Raw genomic sequence first — 14944 nt, 5'->3', positions numbered from 1 at the left:
TCATAGTATGTGCAGTTCTTTGCAATGTGGGGCCTATTGCTGCCGCTGCAAGGTTTTGCATGCTGCGGATGCGAAACTGGCGTTCATGCGCGCCCAGATCAAGCCGCCAGTCATCAATACGCTGAATGCTTGAAGATAAGCCATATTTCCGCCGCATCGGAAAAAGGGCAGGGCGCGCCAGCGTTTCTTTCTGTGCTACAATAAAGCAATTTTGCAACCGTTGAATTACAAATGCTGGCCAAAGTCGCCGGAATGTCTATACGAAAGTGAATAGAAAGAAACTTTGTATTGGTCCCGTTTCTGTCAAGATTTTGCCTTGATTGGCGGGATAGTGGGTCTCAAGAACACCGAACTGCATTGAAACGGTTTGCTCAGTTTTGCATTTTTGCGCTGCGGCGCGGCTACAGGGAAAGGAAATAGAATGTATAAAACCTCCACAAATTTGGCGGTGGCTGTTGCGGCTGCGGCAGGGTTCACAACACTGGCCGCCGGACAGGCGCAGGCACAAGAGCAGTGTTCCTTCTACACAGTTGTGCGTGGCGACGTGTTAAGCCGGATTGCAACCGCAGCAGAGGTCCCCGGCGGGTTCCGCGTTCTGTTTGACGCGAACACCACCGTTCTGGAAAGCCCGAACCAGCTTGAGGTCGGGCAAGTGCTGGCGATCCCCTGTGCTGACGGGTCTTTGCCGACAGGTGCTGCAGCCGTTGTCGCGGCGTCCACGGCGCCTGCACCGGTCACTTCTGCGCCCGCACGGCCCCTGCGCATCGCGACAGGCTCCGATTACGCGCCCTTTAGCGATGAGGACATGCCGGGCGGCGGGATGATCACGCGAATGGTGGACCGGTCAATGCAACTGGGCAATCCGGATCAGGAATATGATATTGTGTTCGTGAACGACTGGGGCTCGCATCTTGAGACGCTGCTGCCAATCGGTGCCATTGATATGGCGTTCCCGTGGTTCCGTCCTGATTGTAGCCGCGTTGAAAACCTTGGACCGGCAAGTGCCAGCCGGTGCACCGACTTCAACCACTCTGACCCGTTCTATGAGATCATCGTAGACTTCTACACATTGAACGGCAGTGCATATGCGAATGCGCAAAGCACCAACGATCTGTTCGGCGCACGTATCTGCCGGCCCGAAGCGTGGTTCACCTTCGATCTTGAGGCGGCGCAGCTTGTCGAGCCGAACATCACCTATGTGACGACAGTGGCGCAAGACGGCTGTTTCCAGCTTTTGCAGAACGGCGAAGTCGATATCGTCACCTATGACGCGCTGCCCGCCGAAGAGGACATCCGCTCTGCCGGTATGGTCGACGCGGTCGCAACACTAGAGCCACTGCGCGGCGCCGTGTCGTCCCATGTCTTTGTGTCGAAAGACAACGCTTTCGCCAACGAAGCGTTGCCGATCATCAACGCGGGTCTGGAACAGCTGCGCCTGTCCGGTGAGTGGTTCAACATTGTACGTGAAAGCATTCAACAGACCGTTGAAAACTAAATCAAGTTCCCTCTCGGTGGAAGCGCCCGTTGCTTGATTGCAGCGGGCGTTTTCATATCTGCGATGGCGGGCAGGCATTATGCGCAGGCCGGTACCCGTGCCTGAACGGTCATGTGGTATTGTTGCGATCTGCACCGCATACGCGCAACAAACGCATCATCTTTGCACGTTTAACGTGTTGTGGCGGGTCAGCAGGCAGGATTTGCGTAAAGATTGGTCAAAATAAATAACAATTTTTGCCATTTGCACGAATGTAATGCTTTAACTTTCAATCTGCGGCGCTAGGATGCCTCCACCTTATACGGGTTCGAGCTCTGGGAGGAGCCGGACAGAGTTACAACTGGGAGAAAAGTAAATGGATCGTCGTTCCTTTCTAAAGAATACCGCTATTGGTGGTTCGGCTGTTGCCGCATCGGCACTGGCAGCACCAGCAATCGCGCAGGGTGGACGCACTTTGACGATGGTAACATCGGTGCCTGACGGCTTTGCTGTCTTTGATGATGCCGCAGTCAAGTTTGTTGACCTTGTCAACAGCATGTCCGACGGTCAAATCACAATCGAAAAGCGCGCAGCAGGCCAGCTGGTTGGTGCATTCGAAGTGTTTGACGCTGTGTCTTCGGGCCAAGCGGACGTCTATCACTCGGCTGATTACTACTTCGGCGGTCAGCACCCCGGTTACTACTACTTCACGGCTGTGCCTTTCGGTGCAACAGGCGGCGAGATGATCAGCTGGTACCAGCATGGCGGCGGTAAAGAACTGCACGACGAACTGGGCGAAATCTTTAACCTCAAGTCGTTCATGTGCGGCAACACAGGTCACCAGCCAGGTGGTTGGTTCAACAAAGAAATCAACTCTGCCGCCGACCTGCAGGGTCTGCGCTTCCGTATGCCGGGCATCGGTGGTCTGGCGCTGGGTCGCACAGGTGCATCCGTCCAGAACATCCCAGGCGGCGAAATCTATCAGGCCCTCTCTTCGGGCGCGATCGACGGTGCCGAGTGGATCGGTCCTTTCGCGGACGAGCGTCTTGGCTTCCAGGAAGTCTGTGAATTCTACTACACAGGTGGTTTCCACGAGCCGGGTTCGGTTCTGACATGTGCGTTTAACCGCGATGTCTGGAACGAGCTGACACCAGCCCAGCAGGCGATCTGTGAAACAGCTGCCGCTGCAACACACCACTGGAGCCTGTCGCAGTCCAACTACAACAACGGTGCAGCGTTGCAGCGTCTGCAGCAGCAGGGCACCAAGATCATGCAATTCCCTGACGATGTCTGGGATGCATTCGGTCGTGCATCAAAAGAAGCGCTGGACGAGTTCATGGGTGACGAGCTTTTCGCCCGTATCCGTGCAAGCCAGGAAGAAGCCGCCGCTGCGACATATGCTTGGACGTCCATCTCGGACAACGTGTTCCAGCAACAGCGCGCACGTTTCAACGCACTTTAAGGTGTTTGTTTCGGCCGATAGCGGCTGAAAACGCGCAATATGATAGGGCCCTGCCAGTGGCGGGGCCCTATCCGCAAAACAAGACGATCATCAATGCGGGGGAGTGACCATGGGACTGGTCGAAGCATGGGGCGGCAATGCGATCGGGTGGTTTTTCGCCAACCTGATTGAAGCGTTCTACAACTTCTTTTATGCGATCTTTCATCCGGGCCAGTGGTTGTCGTGGGTGCCCACCATCAACGGGGCAATGGAGACCGAGCAGAAAGAGGCGCTGATGCGCTTTATCTACTACGGGGCCTCCGTCGAGTTCTTCTTTGTCGCATTGGCGGCATTTCTCGTTTTCACAGCGGTCGGTCTTTATAACAACCGGATCATGTGGGGCTATGTGCGCGGGCTTGAGGGCTTTGCGAACATCGTTGGTCGGGTTGCGGCATGGGCAGGTTTGCTCATGGTGCTGCAACAGATCATCATCATCTTCATGCAGCGGGTCTTTGCTGTGGCTGAAATCAGCGTGGGCTTTGGTGCGTCATTCACCAAAGACGTCAGCTGGTGGTCCGAAGAATTGAAATTCTATAACGCCATGATTGTATGCCTTTGCGCCGCCTACACATTCGTGCAGGGCGGCCACGTGCGCGTCGATCTGGTTTATTCCGCCGTCAGCTATCGCACCAAGCGCGTCATCGACATGTTTGGGTCGATTGTGTTCATGCTGCCCGGCGCGATTATTATCTGGCTTTACGGCTGGTTCTTCTTGTGGCGTCACCTTGTGGTGCCGAACCCGTCGGCCTCGGATACGCTCGACCGTTTGCTGACCAAGGCCCGTGCGCTGCGGTGGAATATCGAAACCATCGGTTTCTCGCCCAACGGCTTTAATGCGTACTTCCTTTTCAAGGTGCTGCTGGTGACCTTCGCGCTGATGGTCATGCTGCAGGCCGTTGCTTTCTTCTACCGCTCGTATCTTGAGTGGAAAGAGGGTCCCGAAAGCGAAGGCAAACATCTTGATAAAGACGAACTCGGCGATCCGACTGCCGAACTCGTCGCAGACATCCACTAAGAACAGGGCGGTAAAGACATGCTTTTCGGATTAGATGGCATCGAAATCGGTATCATTATCGTATTTCTGACGCTCTTTGCGGGGATCCTTTCGGGCTTCCCTGTTGCCTTTGCAATCATGGGCTCTGCGGTGATTTCGTTCGCGATTATCGCGGGGCTGGATAGTGCAGGTCTCTTGATACACGCGGCGGTCGACTCAAGCTCGGCCGAGTTCCGCGCCTTGGTCAACGAAGGGGTGCGACAAGAAACGATCTCGGTATTCAGTCACCCCGAACTGCCCCGTTACGAGGGGCCGTTGTTCCCGCAAGGCTGGGAAGTGGCGCTGGACCGCAACATCGGCTTTATGGTCAACCGCATGAACGAGCGTGTGCTTGCGGGCCAGTCGATTGAAACGCTGCTGGCGGTTCTGATGTTCGTGATGATGGGCATCGTGCTTGAGCGGTCGCGGATTGCGGATGAATTGCTGACCTCGATGGCAAAGGTGTTTGGCCCGCTGCCGGGTGGTTTGGCTGTGTCCATCGTGATCGTGGGGGCTTTCCTTGCCGCGTCCACAGGCATCGTCGGTGCTACTGTTGTCACCATGGGTCTGCTGGCACTGCCAACCATGCTCAAGAACGGTTACTCGCCCGAGCTGTCCACCGGCGTCATCGCCGCGTCGGGCACCTTGGGACAGATCATTCCGCCGTCGATTGTGATTGTTCTGTTGGGGACACTGGCCGGTGATATCTATTCCGCCGCACAGGAAAACCGCGCGCAACTGGCGGGCTGTACCGATGCCTTGACCTATCTCGGCTCACCTGCCGTATTGTCCGTCGGGACCTTGTTCCAGGCGGCGCTATTGCCGGGTGTTCTGCTGGCAACGCTCTATGCGGGCTATGCGTTCATCTTTGCGCTGATCAACCCGAGCAAAGCACCAGCGGTACAGTTTGCCGATAGTGCAGGCCGCGAAGTGATTACGCGCAACGAAGGTCTGACATGGCTGTTGGCCGTACCTGCGGGTATCATCGCCCTGACCATCGGCATGGGGCAGGTGAACCTTGTGGGTTCGCAATCCGTCCTTGTGGACAGCTTCACAGACGCCAGCGAAAACGCATCACTGCGCACGCGCGTCGGCGAAGAATGTCAGGCATCCATGATCGAATTGCACGGGATCGAGGCATGGGAAACCGCCGTCGCCCAGCAGGCAGCGATTGAGGAATCGGGCGGCGCCACGGCATCGCGCGAACTGACACCGGAAGAGCGCGCAGCCGCTGTTGTACAGGCCGCCGAAGATGCGGCACCGATTGGCACAGGTATTGCGGTTCTTGCTGTGCTGCTTGGCCTTTTGCTGGCGCTGGCACGTGGTGTGGCACCAAGTGCCGATCATCGCCCGCTTTGGCTGGGGGCGGCCGGTGTTGGCCTGATCCTGCTGGCCGATATCGTCTTGATCACGCCGATGACGTCGCCGGGCGTCACCACGCTGATCTTGATCATCCCGCTTTTCGTGACCTATCTGGGAATGCGTCATGCGGTCAAATATCTGGCTGGAAACGAGATCATGCGCGTGGTCTTCCCGCCGCTTGTCCTGATCGTTGCTGTGCTAGGATCCATCCTTGGCGGCATCACCAACCCGACACCTGCTGCGGCCTTGGGGGCGGGTGGTGCCATCCTGCTGGCGGCCTATCGCAAGCGTAAGGATCAGGGGCTTTCCGGGCGGATCGTACTTCTGACCGCTGGCGCGATTGTTGTCATGCTTGTGATTGGTGGCAACTTCGATTTGCGCCTCGGGCAGGACGTGGTCCTGTTTGAGAACCGTCTGGCCTATCTGGTGGCCTTTGCGGCCTTCCTTTACGCGATGTTTGGTTTGCTGTGGTCTTGCTGGGTTCTGATCGCGGGCGGTGTTCTGGCACCGGTTGTACGCGAAACGGCCAAAGTGACCTCGATGGTCTTCACCATCCTGATCGGTTCGCAGCTTTTGAACCTCGTGCTGATATCATTTGGTGGCGAACACTACATCCAGCAGTTCCTGCGCTCGTTCGACAACGAATGGACCGTGTTCCTGCTGGTGATGCTGGTGCTTTTCGTGCTGGGCTTTGTGCTCGACTTCCTCGAGATCATCTACATCGTTATCCCGATCGTAGGGCCGGTTATCTACGGCGGCACCTTTGATCCCAAGTGGGTCACGATCATGATTGCGGTGAACCTGCAAACATCGTTCCTGACACCGCCCTTCGGCTTTGCGCTGTTCTATCTGCGCGGGGTTGCGCCCAAGTCGATTACGACAGGGCAAATCTATAAGGGTGTGATGCCGTTCATCGGTATTCAGGTCTTTGCACTGCTACTGCTGGCCTTCGTGCCGGGTGTGGTGACGATTGTTCCGAACCTGCTGAACTAAGCGGGGCCAAACAGACAAAAAAGGGCGGTGCCGATGGCGCCGCCCTTTTTCTTTAGATTATGTCATGTTGCGTCAGGTGCGCCCGTCGGGCAGATCGATCCGGGCAACTTGCTCGGCAATTGGATCGGTCGAGAGCGGGTGCATGTCTGCACGGTATTCCGACGGGTCCTTCACAGGCGTCCACTCACCGCCGCGGTACACTTCAAGGCCCTTGTATTTCGCTTTATAGTCCATCTTGGGGCTGCCAGGCACCCAGTAGCCCAGATACACATAGGGCAGGCCCAATTCGCGGGCGATGGCGATGTGATCGAGAATAACGTAGGTTCCAAGCGACAGCTTTTCACTGGCAGGATCAAAGAACGAATACACCATCGATAACCCGTCATCGAGGATGTCGGTCAGGCAGACCGCCGTCAGATCCTGTTCGGTCGTGTATTCGATCAGGCGGGACCGGATCGGTGTTTCTTCGACCATCGCCGCGAATTCGAACATATCCATGTCGGCCATGCCGCCTGTGGCGTGCCGCCCGTCAAGGTACTCGCGGAACAGATCGTATTGCTCTTCCGTCGCCCAAGGCGATGTCGCGCGGCGGTTGAGGTGTGCGGCGCGTTTGGCAACCCTGCGCTGACTGCGGCTGGGGGTGAATTTCGACACATCAATCCGCGCGGACATACAGGCCGAGCATTCCGCACAAGAGGGCCGGTAGAGCACATTCTGCGAACGGCGAAAGCCTTGTTTGGACAAAGAATCGTTCAGCTTGGTGGCCATATCGCCCTGGAGTGCGGTAAACAGTTTACGCTCCATCCGCCCTTCCAAATAAGGGCAGGGCTGGGGGGCAGTCACGTAAAACTGCGGGGCAATGGGAAGCGTATGGCGCATGCAAGGTCCGGTTGATTTCGACGAAGCTTAACAATCTGTTTACCCTGCGCCAAGCCCCTTGGGTGCGACATAGTTAATGATAAATATTCACCGCCTCGGTCCCCAAGACCAGATCGGTCAGGCCCTGGCCCCGTTCGGTGACCAGCATCAGGATAATCGAGATCAGTTGCAGAGGGGGCATCGCAATGCTGATGCTATATCCAAGCGTATGGGCAAGCGCCAAACCGGACGAGAGCGGCGCGCCGCGATGGTCGCGGAACCGGATGCCCATCAGGCGCATCCCCCATGTTGATGACCCGTTTGCAAGCGTGAACCAGCGATAGATGAAGCCCACAACCAGCATCAGGAAGGGAAAGAAGAAGATGCCGGTAAAGGCCGTGAACGGCAGGATCAATGCACAGAGCATGGCGATCATGACAACGTCAAATACCCAGGCAATACCGCGTTTGAGGGTCACGCCTTCATAGCGTTCGGGGTCGTAGTCAAGATGGGGCGCATATGCGTAAGAGGTGGTCATGGTGAACTCATGCATCAAAGGGTAGGGAAGGGCGACCTGCCGGGGAAAGCAGGCCGCCCTTGAGGCTGCTGCGCTTAGACAGCGGCAGGACCGGCGTTTGTATCGTCAGCGTCAGTCATCTTCTTGGCGCGGTCGTCCATGAACTGGTCGAACTCTGCCTTGTCCTTGGCGTCACGCAGGCGCTTGAGGAAGGCCTCGAATTTGTCCTGCTCTTCTTCCAGACGCTGCAGCGTTTCGGCCTTATAGGCGTCAAATGCGCTGTTGCCCGAAGATTGACCCATGTGGCGTTTGCGGCTGCGGATTTTGGACGAACAGGAAGAATTGAACATGCGTTTGCTCCAGATCATATAGGCAAGAAGGGCAAGGCCGATGGGCCAGAAGACGATAAAGCTGACAACCATGGCGGCGATCCAAGCGCCTTTGCCACGCTCATCAAGCCAAGCCTCGGCACGGGCAAAAAAACCGGGACGGTTGTGCATTGCCATTGGGGAATGGGATGTGGCGGTGTTCATGGTTGGGCTCCTTGGCTATCTGTGTGTTTATGTGAATGCTTTTCACATCACCGATATTGGAGGTTTGCCTGCCTGCTTCAAGTCCTGATGTAAATGTTTTTTACATTTACTTTTATTATGATGTGAATTCAGCGACTTGCGCGCTGGAAATTTGCAAGAGATCCGCTGGCGCTATGGGAAAAATATGCCTTGGCGTGCCTGCGGCGGCGTAGATGAGCGGAAAGTCGAGCAGTCTCGGATCAAAAAACGCGGTGATCGGGGCAAGGTGGCCCACCGGTGCCACCCCGCCGATGGCAAACCCTGTTTGTGCGCGGATCAGGGCGGCATCGGCCTTGCCCAACGGCTCGTCCGCCACGGCACTGGCTTTGGCCGGGTCAACGCGGTTGCCGCCTGCGGTGATGAAAAGAATTGCCCGCCCGCTGGTCTGCCCTGCAAAAATCACCGATTTCGCGATCTGGTCCAGCGCGCATCCCGCAGCATCGGCGGCCTGCTGTGCCGTGCGCGTTTCGGGGCCAAGCTCCAGTGGCGCAATTTCGTGACCGGCTTCCGACAACGCGGCGATCACCCGTTTGAGACTTTTGCTCATGATCGTCATGTCCTTTTTGGGGCCAGTCTACCCCCGCGTGACGGATTGACCAGAGCGCAACTGCGCCGCAGTGTGGGCCCATGTCATTTGCCGCACGCATCACCCGTTCGCCTTATCCATTCGACGTTGATCGGGGGCAGGATGCCCTTGCAGAATTTCCGTCACTGCCGCCCGAGCTGCGCAGTCTGATTGCCGGAACGGCCGGGTGCAGCCCGTTTCTGGCCGATTTGCTGCGCCGCGAGGGGGCTTGGATCGAAGCGGCTTTCGTCGACCCCGAAGCGGCGGTTGCCGATCTGCTTGCGGATATTCCCAAGGTCGCTTTGTCCGATCTGCCGCTTGCCTTGCGACAGGCCAAGCGGCGTATCGCGCTGCTCACCGGCCTCGCCGATCTGGGAGGCGTCTGGCCGCTGGAGACGGTGACGCAAATTCTCACGGATTTTGCCGATGCGGCAGTGCAGGCGGCGGTGAGCCAGCTGGTCGCGGCAGAGGTTGCGCGCGGCAAACTGCCTGGCGGTGGTGACCCTGCCGATGCAGGCGGTATGGTCGTGCTGGCCATGGGCAAGATGGGCGCGGGCGAGCTGAATTATTCCTCCGACATTGATCTGATCTGCCTCTTTGACGAGACGCGCTTTGATCCTGACGATTATCACGAAGTGCGCAGCGCCTTCATTCGCGTCACCCGCAAGATGACGGCGATCCTGTCCGACCTGCGCGAAGGCGGCTATGTCTTCCGGACCGATCTGCGCCTGCGCCCCGATGCCTCTGTCACGCCTGTTTGCCTGTCGATGGAAACCGCCGAACGCTATTACGAAAGCGTGGGTCGCACGTGGGAAAGGGCAGCCTTTATCAAAGCGCGGGTTTGCGCGGGCGATCAGGTGGCGGGGGCGCGGTTCCTCGAAACCCTGCGCCCTTTTGTCTGGCGCAAGCATCTGGATTTCGCAGCCATTCAGGACGCCCACGACATGCGCCTGAAGATCCGCGACCATAAGGGGCTGCACGGGCCGCTTGTGCTTGAAGGCCATAACATGAAACTGGGGCGCGGTGGCATCCGCGAGATTGAATTCTTTACCCAGACCCGCCAGTTGATTGCGGGCGGGCGGGACCCCTCCCTGCGCGCCCGCCAGACCCGCGAAGGCTTGTTGGCGCTGGCCGCGGCGGACTGGATACCATTGCAGACGGCCGAGCAACTTTACGACCATTACCGCCACCACCGCGAGGTCGAGCACCGCTTGCAGATGATCAATGACGCACAGACCCAGACCTTGCCGCAGGATGCCGCCGGATTTGACCGGCTGGCGGCTTTCATGGGGCGAGAGACGATGGCACTGCGGACGGAACTGCGGGAAAGGCTGGAAGATGTCCATGCACTGACCGAGGGGTTTTTCAGCCCTGATACATCATCTGCCGACCCTGAAACGCTGGAATGGGGGCAGGATATTGTCGCGCGCTGGCACAGCTATCCGGCGTTGCGATCTTCCCGCGCGACCGAGATTTTTGCCCGCATCACGCCCAAGATCATGGACCGTTTGCAAGAGGCTGCGAAGCCGGATGAAGCTTTGGCCCAGTTTGACGGATTTCTTGCGGGGCTGCCTGCGGGTGTGCAGTTGTTTTCGCTTTTTGAGGCCAACCCGCATCTGACTCAGTTGATCGTCGACATTTGCGCGACGGCACCGGCCCTTGCGCAATATCTGTCGCGGAACTCTGGTGTGCTGGACGCGGTTCTTGGTGGTGCGTTCTTTGCGGAATGGCCCGGCAAGGGCGCACTTATTGATGAATTGAACGGGGTCATAGCGGCCTCTGACGACTATGAGACCCAATTGCTGGCCGCCCGTCGCTGGGCCAAGGAGTGGCATTTCAGGATCGGTGTCCATTTCCTGCGTGATCTGACAGATGCCGCCCAGGCCGGCGGGCAATACGCCGATCTCGCCGAGGCTGTCGTTGTAGGCCTCTGGCCTGCCGTGGTGGCCGATTTTGCCCGCAAACACGGCGCCATGCCGGGGCGTGGTGGCGCAGTCATCGCGATGGGGTCGCTGGGGGCGGCGCGGTTAACGGCCACCTCTGATCTCGATCTGATCATGGTGTATGATGCGCAAGGGGTGGAAACGTCGGACGGGCGCAGGCCGCTGCCCACCCGCACCTATTTTGCCCGTCTCACGCAAGCATTGATCACGGCATTGAGCGCGCAAATGGCCGAGGGGCGGCTTTATGAGGTGGACATGCGTTTGCGCCCCTCAGGGCGGCAGGGCCCAGTGGCGACCTCGCTGGCCTCATTCGAGGACTACCAGAAAAACGAAGCCTGGACATGGGAGCATCTGGCGCTGACCCGCGCGCGTGCGATCGCAGGTGATGACGGTCTTTGCGCAGAGATCAAGGCGTTTCGCACGGCGCTTTTGCAGGCCAAATCGGAGGGGGCAAATATTTTGGCGGATGTGGCTGACATGCGCGCGCGGATCGCGACGGAAAAGGGGCAGGGTGCCGGATGGGACACCAAGATCGGCCCCGGGCGCTTGCAGGATATTGAACTTTTTGCCCAGACCGTCGCGTTGAAAGCCGCTGACGGTGCTGCGGATACCCAGCATCAACTACAGGCCGGTGTTGCGGATGGTTGGATCACGGCAGGTGATGCGGAGATACTGGGTGCTGCCTTTGATCTTTTCTGGCAGTTGCAAACGGCCCTGCGGTTTCTGGCCGGTGAAGAGGGCGAGCTGGGCGATCTCTCTGAGGGCGCAAAGCGCTTGATCCTGCGCGAAACAGGCGCGAAAGATGTCGAGACGCTTTTGGCCGCGTTACGTGCAACGCAAGAACAGGCTGGCGCAATCATCCAACGATACCTGGAGGTCACATGACGGACGAGGCAGTTTTTGACCCAAAGGGGCTGATCCACGAGTCCTTTGCGATTGAGGGGATCGGCGCGCCGGAATGTCGGAGCATTTTTCTGGATTGGGCACTTGGGCTGCCGGCGGGGTATGACGTGCGGGTCGAGGCAAGCAAGCTGATCACCCATTATCGCGATCACGCACCGCAAACGCACCCAATGCTGGAAACCCTGCGCGCCGCACTGCAAGAGCCACCGACCCCGAAGCGTAAGGGCGGGCGACGCGGGCGCGTCTAGCGCAGTGATCCAGCCCTTTCCGGGTGGCTTGGTCTGGTCAGAAATCCTGCCACGCCGGTTCTGCGGCGACATGTGACGTCGGACGCGGCATGGTATGCGCCGGTTTATGGGTTCTTGCGATGGCGTCACGCAAGGCGTCGGCGGTATCAGCTGGGACGGCGGGCGTCATACGCTGTGATGTCATTTTGAATTTGCCGATCAAGGCGTTGAGTTTGCTTGTTTCTGTCGCCAGCGCATCGCCGCGCGTGATCGAGTCCTGTACCATTGCGGCGTTCTGTTGGGTCACTTGATCCAGTTGGTTCACGCCAACATTGATTTCAGACAGACCAATCGCCTGTTCCTCGGCACTGGTTGCGATCTGGGATGTCATGGATGCGATGTCGTTCACCTGTGTGATAATCTCGGACAACGCATCACCTGCATGTCCCACCAGCTGTGTGCCTTGGGCCACATGGCGGGAACTGTTTTCGATCAGTCCCGCGATCTCTTTGGCAGCATCGGCTGACCGTTGGGCCAGTGCGCGCACTTCAGAAGCGACAACGGCAAAGCCTTTGCCGGATTCGCCGGCGCGCGCGGCCTCAACCCCGGCGTTCAGGGCCAGAAGATTGGTCTGGAAGGCAATATCGTCGATGACGCTGATGACCTGTGTGATCTGCTTTGAGGAGTGTTCGATTGCGCTCATGGCGCTGACGGCCTGTGCCACGATTTCTCCGTTCTTCGCCGCCTCTGTACGTGCTTTGGTCACAGATGTGTCGACCGACTTGGCGTGTTCGGCCGCCGAGCGGACGCTTGCGGTCAATTGATCCAGTGCAGCGGCCGTTTCTTCAAGGGTCGCGGCCTGATTTTCGGTGCGTTGGGAAAGATTTGCTGTAGCGATGTTTGATTCGGTCGCGTTATCACCAATCAGCGCCGAGGTTTCGATGACCCGCCGCATTGCGCTGTGCAGGCCGGTGAGAGCATCGTTGAAATTGATGCGCAGCTCTTCATATTCCGGAGCGAAGGGTTCCTTGATTTCAGCGGTAAGGTTGCCCGCCGCGAGCGCCGCAAGCTGGCGTTTCATCGTGCTGACCACCGCATCCTGTTCGGCGCGCAGTTTTGCCTGCTCGGCCGCACTTGCGATCCGTTCGATCTGCGTGTCGCGGAATATCAGGAGTGCCCGCGCCATGCGCCCCAATTCATGCGGGTGTTCGGTGCCGGAAATGGTGACTTCGTTGTCGCCTGAGGCCAGCCTGTCTGTGACGTCTGCCAGCCTTGCGATGGCGCCGCTGATCCAGCGCCCGATGACATAGGCGGCAGCGAGCGCAAAGAACGTTGCAACCACGCCAGCAATCGGGATGACTGCGCGTATCTGACTGACGATCATACTGCCTTCGGCGCCAAGATCGCTTTGTCGGTCGGCGATCGCTGCGGCGACATCGTCCAACCGCTCCTGCATCTCTGGGCCAATCCGGTCGAGCACCTCGTTCTGGATATTCTTTGCATCTGCATTTGCGACGGAGAAGGCATTGAGCATCTCGGGATAGCCGCTCATCAGGTCTTTGATCCGGTTGACGACCTCAGTGATGTTGTCTTGGCGGTTCAGTGCCTCCAAGCGCTTCAGTGCGTTGCCAAAGGTGGTATACTCTGTGGTGAATTCGTCCAGGTCAGCGGTGTCACTTGATGCCAGATAGCGCTTTCCGGCCAGAATGGCGGTGTACAGGGTTTGCAGGCACCGTCCCACTGCTGATGTGAGTGCCGGATTGGCCGACTGCAGCGCAAGGTCAAACGCCGTTCCCGTTTCCCTTTGAAGCTGGTCCGAGCGCGCGGAAAAATCGCGTTCCACGACATTAGCCGTTTCAAGGGCATTGGCCATCAGGGTGAACTGCCCCTGATATGTGCGCGCTGTGCCCAGGATGGTTTCGACTGCGGCCAACCTATCTGGCGCAGTCGCAAAAGAGTTCAGAAAAACTGTACCATCCAACACCTCGTCAATATTGCTACTGACTTGTTCACGGAAGACCGGGTCTGGCGTGATGCGGTACTGCAAGGCCGCTTGTTTCGCCTCGAAGATGTCTTCGACAAAAGCGGAAATGGCGATCTTCTGGTTCGCGATTTGCCGATATTCTTCATAGACTTTGCCAAGCGCACCGACCGTTCGGTGTGAAAACACGGCCAAGCCAACCAGCATCAGCGTCACGATGAGAAAGCCGGTGTTCACGCGTCGCGATATTGGCCATGAGTCAAGCATTGGCGGGTCCTCAAAACATTTGAGAAACCCCTAGAGCCAATTTCCTAACATGGCGTGAAAGCCGCCACGCACCCTGCGTTCATGACAGAGCAGCAGCCTCGGCGGCCAAAGCAGTGATGCCGGCCCAATCCTGCGCCTCCACCAGATTCTTGGGTGCAACCCATGAACCACCAACGCAGAGCGTGTTGCTGAGCCCCAAGTAATCCGGCGCATTTTTCAAAGTCACACCACCTGTCGGGCAGAATTTCACCTGCGGGATCGGCGCGCCAATCGCCTTGAGTGCAGGGGCGCCGCCATTTGCCTCGGCGGGGAAGAATTTTTGCACGGTATAGCCGCGTTCCAGCAGGCGCATCGCCTCGGAGGCTGTCGCGGCACCGGGCAGGAGCGGCAGGTCATTGGCTTCACAGGCGTCCAGCAAACGATCCGTGGCGCCGGGCGATACGCCGAAGGTCGCACCGGCGGCTTTGGCATCTTCGACGTCTTTGGGTGTTAAAAGTGTGCCTGCGCCGACCACACCGCCTGAAACCGTCGCCATTTCGCGGATCACATCCAAAGCGGCGGGGGTGCGCAGCGTGACTTCCAGTGCGGGCAGGCCACCAGCGACAAGCGCCCGTGCCAATGCGGCTGCGATACCGGCGTCATCAACAACGAGAACCGGGACGACAGGGGCCATGAGGCAGACTTTTGCGGCGGCAGCAGAGGCTTCTTGTGGGGTCATTTCAGTATCCTAGCGTGTGGTATGCGGGGC

Annotated in this window: 12 protein-coding genes; 6 read left to right on the top strand and 6 right to left on the bottom strand. The window is 58.2% G+C overall.

The window, feature by feature from the left end:
- The first annotated feature begins 421 nt into the window (after positions 1–421).
- The 4 genes from B0B09_RS04975 to B0B09_RS04960 all read left to right on the top strand — a co-directional run bounded on the left by B0B09_RS04975 (position 422) and on the right by B0B09_RS04960 (position 6363).
- Positions 422–1495 carry a LysM peptidoglycan-binding domain-containing protein gene (locus tag B0B09_RS04975; RefSeq protein ID WP_076658607.1) on the top strand — a complete coding sequence of 358 codons (1074 nt, stop codon included), beginning with the start codon at positions 422–424 and terminating at the stop codon, positions 1493–1495.
- A gap of 355 nt (positions 1496–1850) precedes the next feature.
- A complete protein-coding gene (locus B0B09_RS04970; RefSeq protein ID WP_076658606.1) occupies positions 1851–2936 on the top strand; it encodes a TRAP transporter substrate-binding protein in 1086 nt (361 codons plus the stop codon).
- Between the two features lie 109 nt (positions 2937–3045).
- Positions 3046–3990, top strand: a complete 945-nt coding sequence (locus B0B09_RS04965; RefSeq protein WP_055293003.1) for a TRAP transporter small permease subunit — start codon at positions 3046–3048, stop codon at positions 3988–3990.
- Positions 3991–4008: 18 nt separating this feature from the next.
- Entirely contained in the window at positions 4009–6363 is a 2355-nt protein-coding gene (locus tag B0B09_RS04960) for a TRAP transporter large permease (protein ID WP_076658605.1), read from the top strand.
- 72 nt (positions 6364–6435) lie between these two features.
- Here the strand turns inward: B0B09_RS04960 and B0B09_RS04955 are convergent, their stop codons facing one another.
- The 4 genes from B0B09_RS04955 to B0B09_RS04940 all read right to left on the bottom strand — a co-directional run bounded on the left by B0B09_RS04955 (position 6436) and on the right by B0B09_RS04940 (position 8857).
- On the bottom strand, positions 6436–7242 hold the full coding sequence (locus B0B09_RS04955) for an arginyltransferase (RefSeq protein ID WP_076658604.1): 807 nt from the start codon (positions 7240–7242) through the stop codon (positions 6436–6438).
- Between the two features lie 73 nt (positions 7243–7315).
- Complete coding sequence (locus B0B09_RS04950; RefSeq protein WP_242654342.1) at positions 7316–7774, bottom strand: RDD family protein; 459 nt, start codon at positions 7772–7774, stop codon at positions 7316–7318.
- 59 nt (positions 7775–7833) lie between these two features.
- Positions 7834–8271 carry a DUF2852 domain-containing protein gene (locus tag B0B09_RS04945; protein WP_076658602.1) on the bottom strand — a complete coding sequence of 146 codons (438 nt, stop codon included), beginning with the start codon at positions 8269–8271 and terminating at the stop codon, positions 7834–7836.
- Positions 8272–8386: 115 nt separating this feature from the next.
- Positions 8387–8857, bottom strand: a complete 471-nt coding sequence (locus B0B09_RS04940; RefSeq protein ID WP_076659799.1) for a YbaK/EbsC family protein — start codon at positions 8855–8857, stop codon at positions 8387–8389.
- Positions 8858–8937: 80 nt separating this feature from the next.
- On the opposite strand from B0B09_RS04940, the gene B0B09_RS04935 reads away from it, so the two are divergent.
- A complete protein-coding gene (locus B0B09_RS04935) occupies positions 8938–11703 on the top strand; it encodes a [protein-PII] uridylyltransferase family protein (protein ID WP_076658601.1) in 2766 nt (921 codons plus the stop codon).
- On the top strand, positions 11700–11969 hold the full coding sequence (locus B0B09_RS04930) for a hypothetical protein (RefSeq protein WP_055292997.1): 270 nt from the start codon (positions 11700–11702) through the stop codon (positions 11967–11969). Before B0B09_RS04935 ends, B0B09_RS04930 begins: the two co-directional genes overlap by 4 nt.
- Before the next feature lie 37 nt (positions 11970–12006).
- Here the strand turns inward: B0B09_RS04930 and B0B09_RS04925 are convergent, their stop codons facing one another.
- Together B0B09_RS04925 and eda are read right to left on the bottom strand one after the other, a co-directional pair.
- The gene (locus B0B09_RS04925) at positions 12007–14196 is read right to left on the bottom strand and encodes a methyl-accepting chemotaxis protein (RefSeq protein ID WP_076658600.1); all 2190 of its coding nucleotides are present in this window, start codon (positions 14194–14196) and stop codon (positions 12007–12009) included.
- Between the two features lie 79 nt (positions 14197–14275).
- A complete protein-coding gene (gene eda / locus B0B09_RS04920; protein ID WP_076658599.1) occupies positions 14276–14914 on the bottom strand; it encodes a bifunctional 4-hydroxy-2-oxoglutarate aldolase/2-dehydro-3-deoxy-phosphogluconate aldolase in 639 nt (212 codons plus the stop codon).
- Positions 14915–14944: the final 30 nt, after the last annotated feature.

The organism is Yoonia rosea, from assembly GCF_900156505.1.
Classification (GTDB): Bacteria; Pseudomonadota; Alphaproteobacteria; order Rhodobacterales; family Rhodobacteraceae; genus Yoonia; species Yoonia rosea.
The sequence above is the reverse complement of the archived record's forward strand: the minus strand, read 5'-3'. Positions and strand labels throughout refer to the sequence as shown.

What these genes read in the sequence shown, in the direction of transcription:
- B0B09_RS04975 (WP_076658607.1), top strand. Translation starts at nt 422, where the DNA reads ATGTATAAAACCTCCACAAATTTGGCGGTGGCTGTTGCGGCTGCGGCA.
- B0B09_RS04970 (WP_076658606.1), top strand. Translation starts at nt 1,851, where the DNA reads ATGGATCGTCGTTCCTTTCTAAAGAATACCGCTATTGGTGGTTCGGCT.
- B0B09_RS04965 (WP_055293003.1), top strand. Translation starts at nt 3,046, where the DNA reads ATGGGACTGGTCGAAGCATGGGGCGGCAATGCGATCGGGTGGTTTTTC.
- B0B09_RS04960 (WP_076658605.1), top strand. Translation starts at nt 4,009, where the DNA reads ATGCTTTTCGGATTAGATGGCATCGAAATCGGTATCATTATCGTATTT.
- B0B09_RS04955 (WP_076658604.1), bottom strand. Translation starts at nt 7,242, where the DNA reads ATGCGCCATACGCTTCCCATTGCCCCGCAGTTTTACGTGACTGCCCCC.
- B0B09_RS04950 (WP_242654342.1), bottom strand. Translation starts at nt 7,774, where the DNA reads ATGCATGAGTTCACCATGACCACCTCTTACGCATATGCGCCCCATCTT.
- B0B09_RS04945 (WP_076658602.1), bottom strand. Translation starts at nt 8,271, where the DNA reads ATGAACACCGCCACATCCCATTCCCCAATGGCAATGCACAACCGTCCC.
- B0B09_RS04940 (WP_076659799.1), bottom strand. Translation starts at nt 8,857, where the DNA reads ATGAGCAAAAGTCTCAAACGGGTGATCGCCGCGTTGTCGGAAGCCGGT.
- B0B09_RS04935 (WP_076658601.1), top strand. Translation starts at nt 8,938, where the DNA reads ATGTCATTTGCCGCACGCATCACCCGTTCGCCTTATCCATTCGACGTT.
- B0B09_RS04930 (WP_055292997.1), top strand. Translation starts at nt 11,700, where the DNA reads ATGACGGACGAGGCAGTTTTTGACCCAAAGGGGCTGATCCACGAGTCC.
- B0B09_RS04925 (WP_076658600.1), bottom strand. Translation starts at nt 14,196, where the DNA reads ATGCTTGACTCATGGCCAATATCGCGACGCGTGAACACCGGCTTTCTC.
- eda (WP_076658599.1), bottom strand. Translation starts at nt 14,914, where the DNA reads ATGACCCCACAAGAAGCCTCTGCTGCCGCCGCAAAAGTCTGCCTCATG.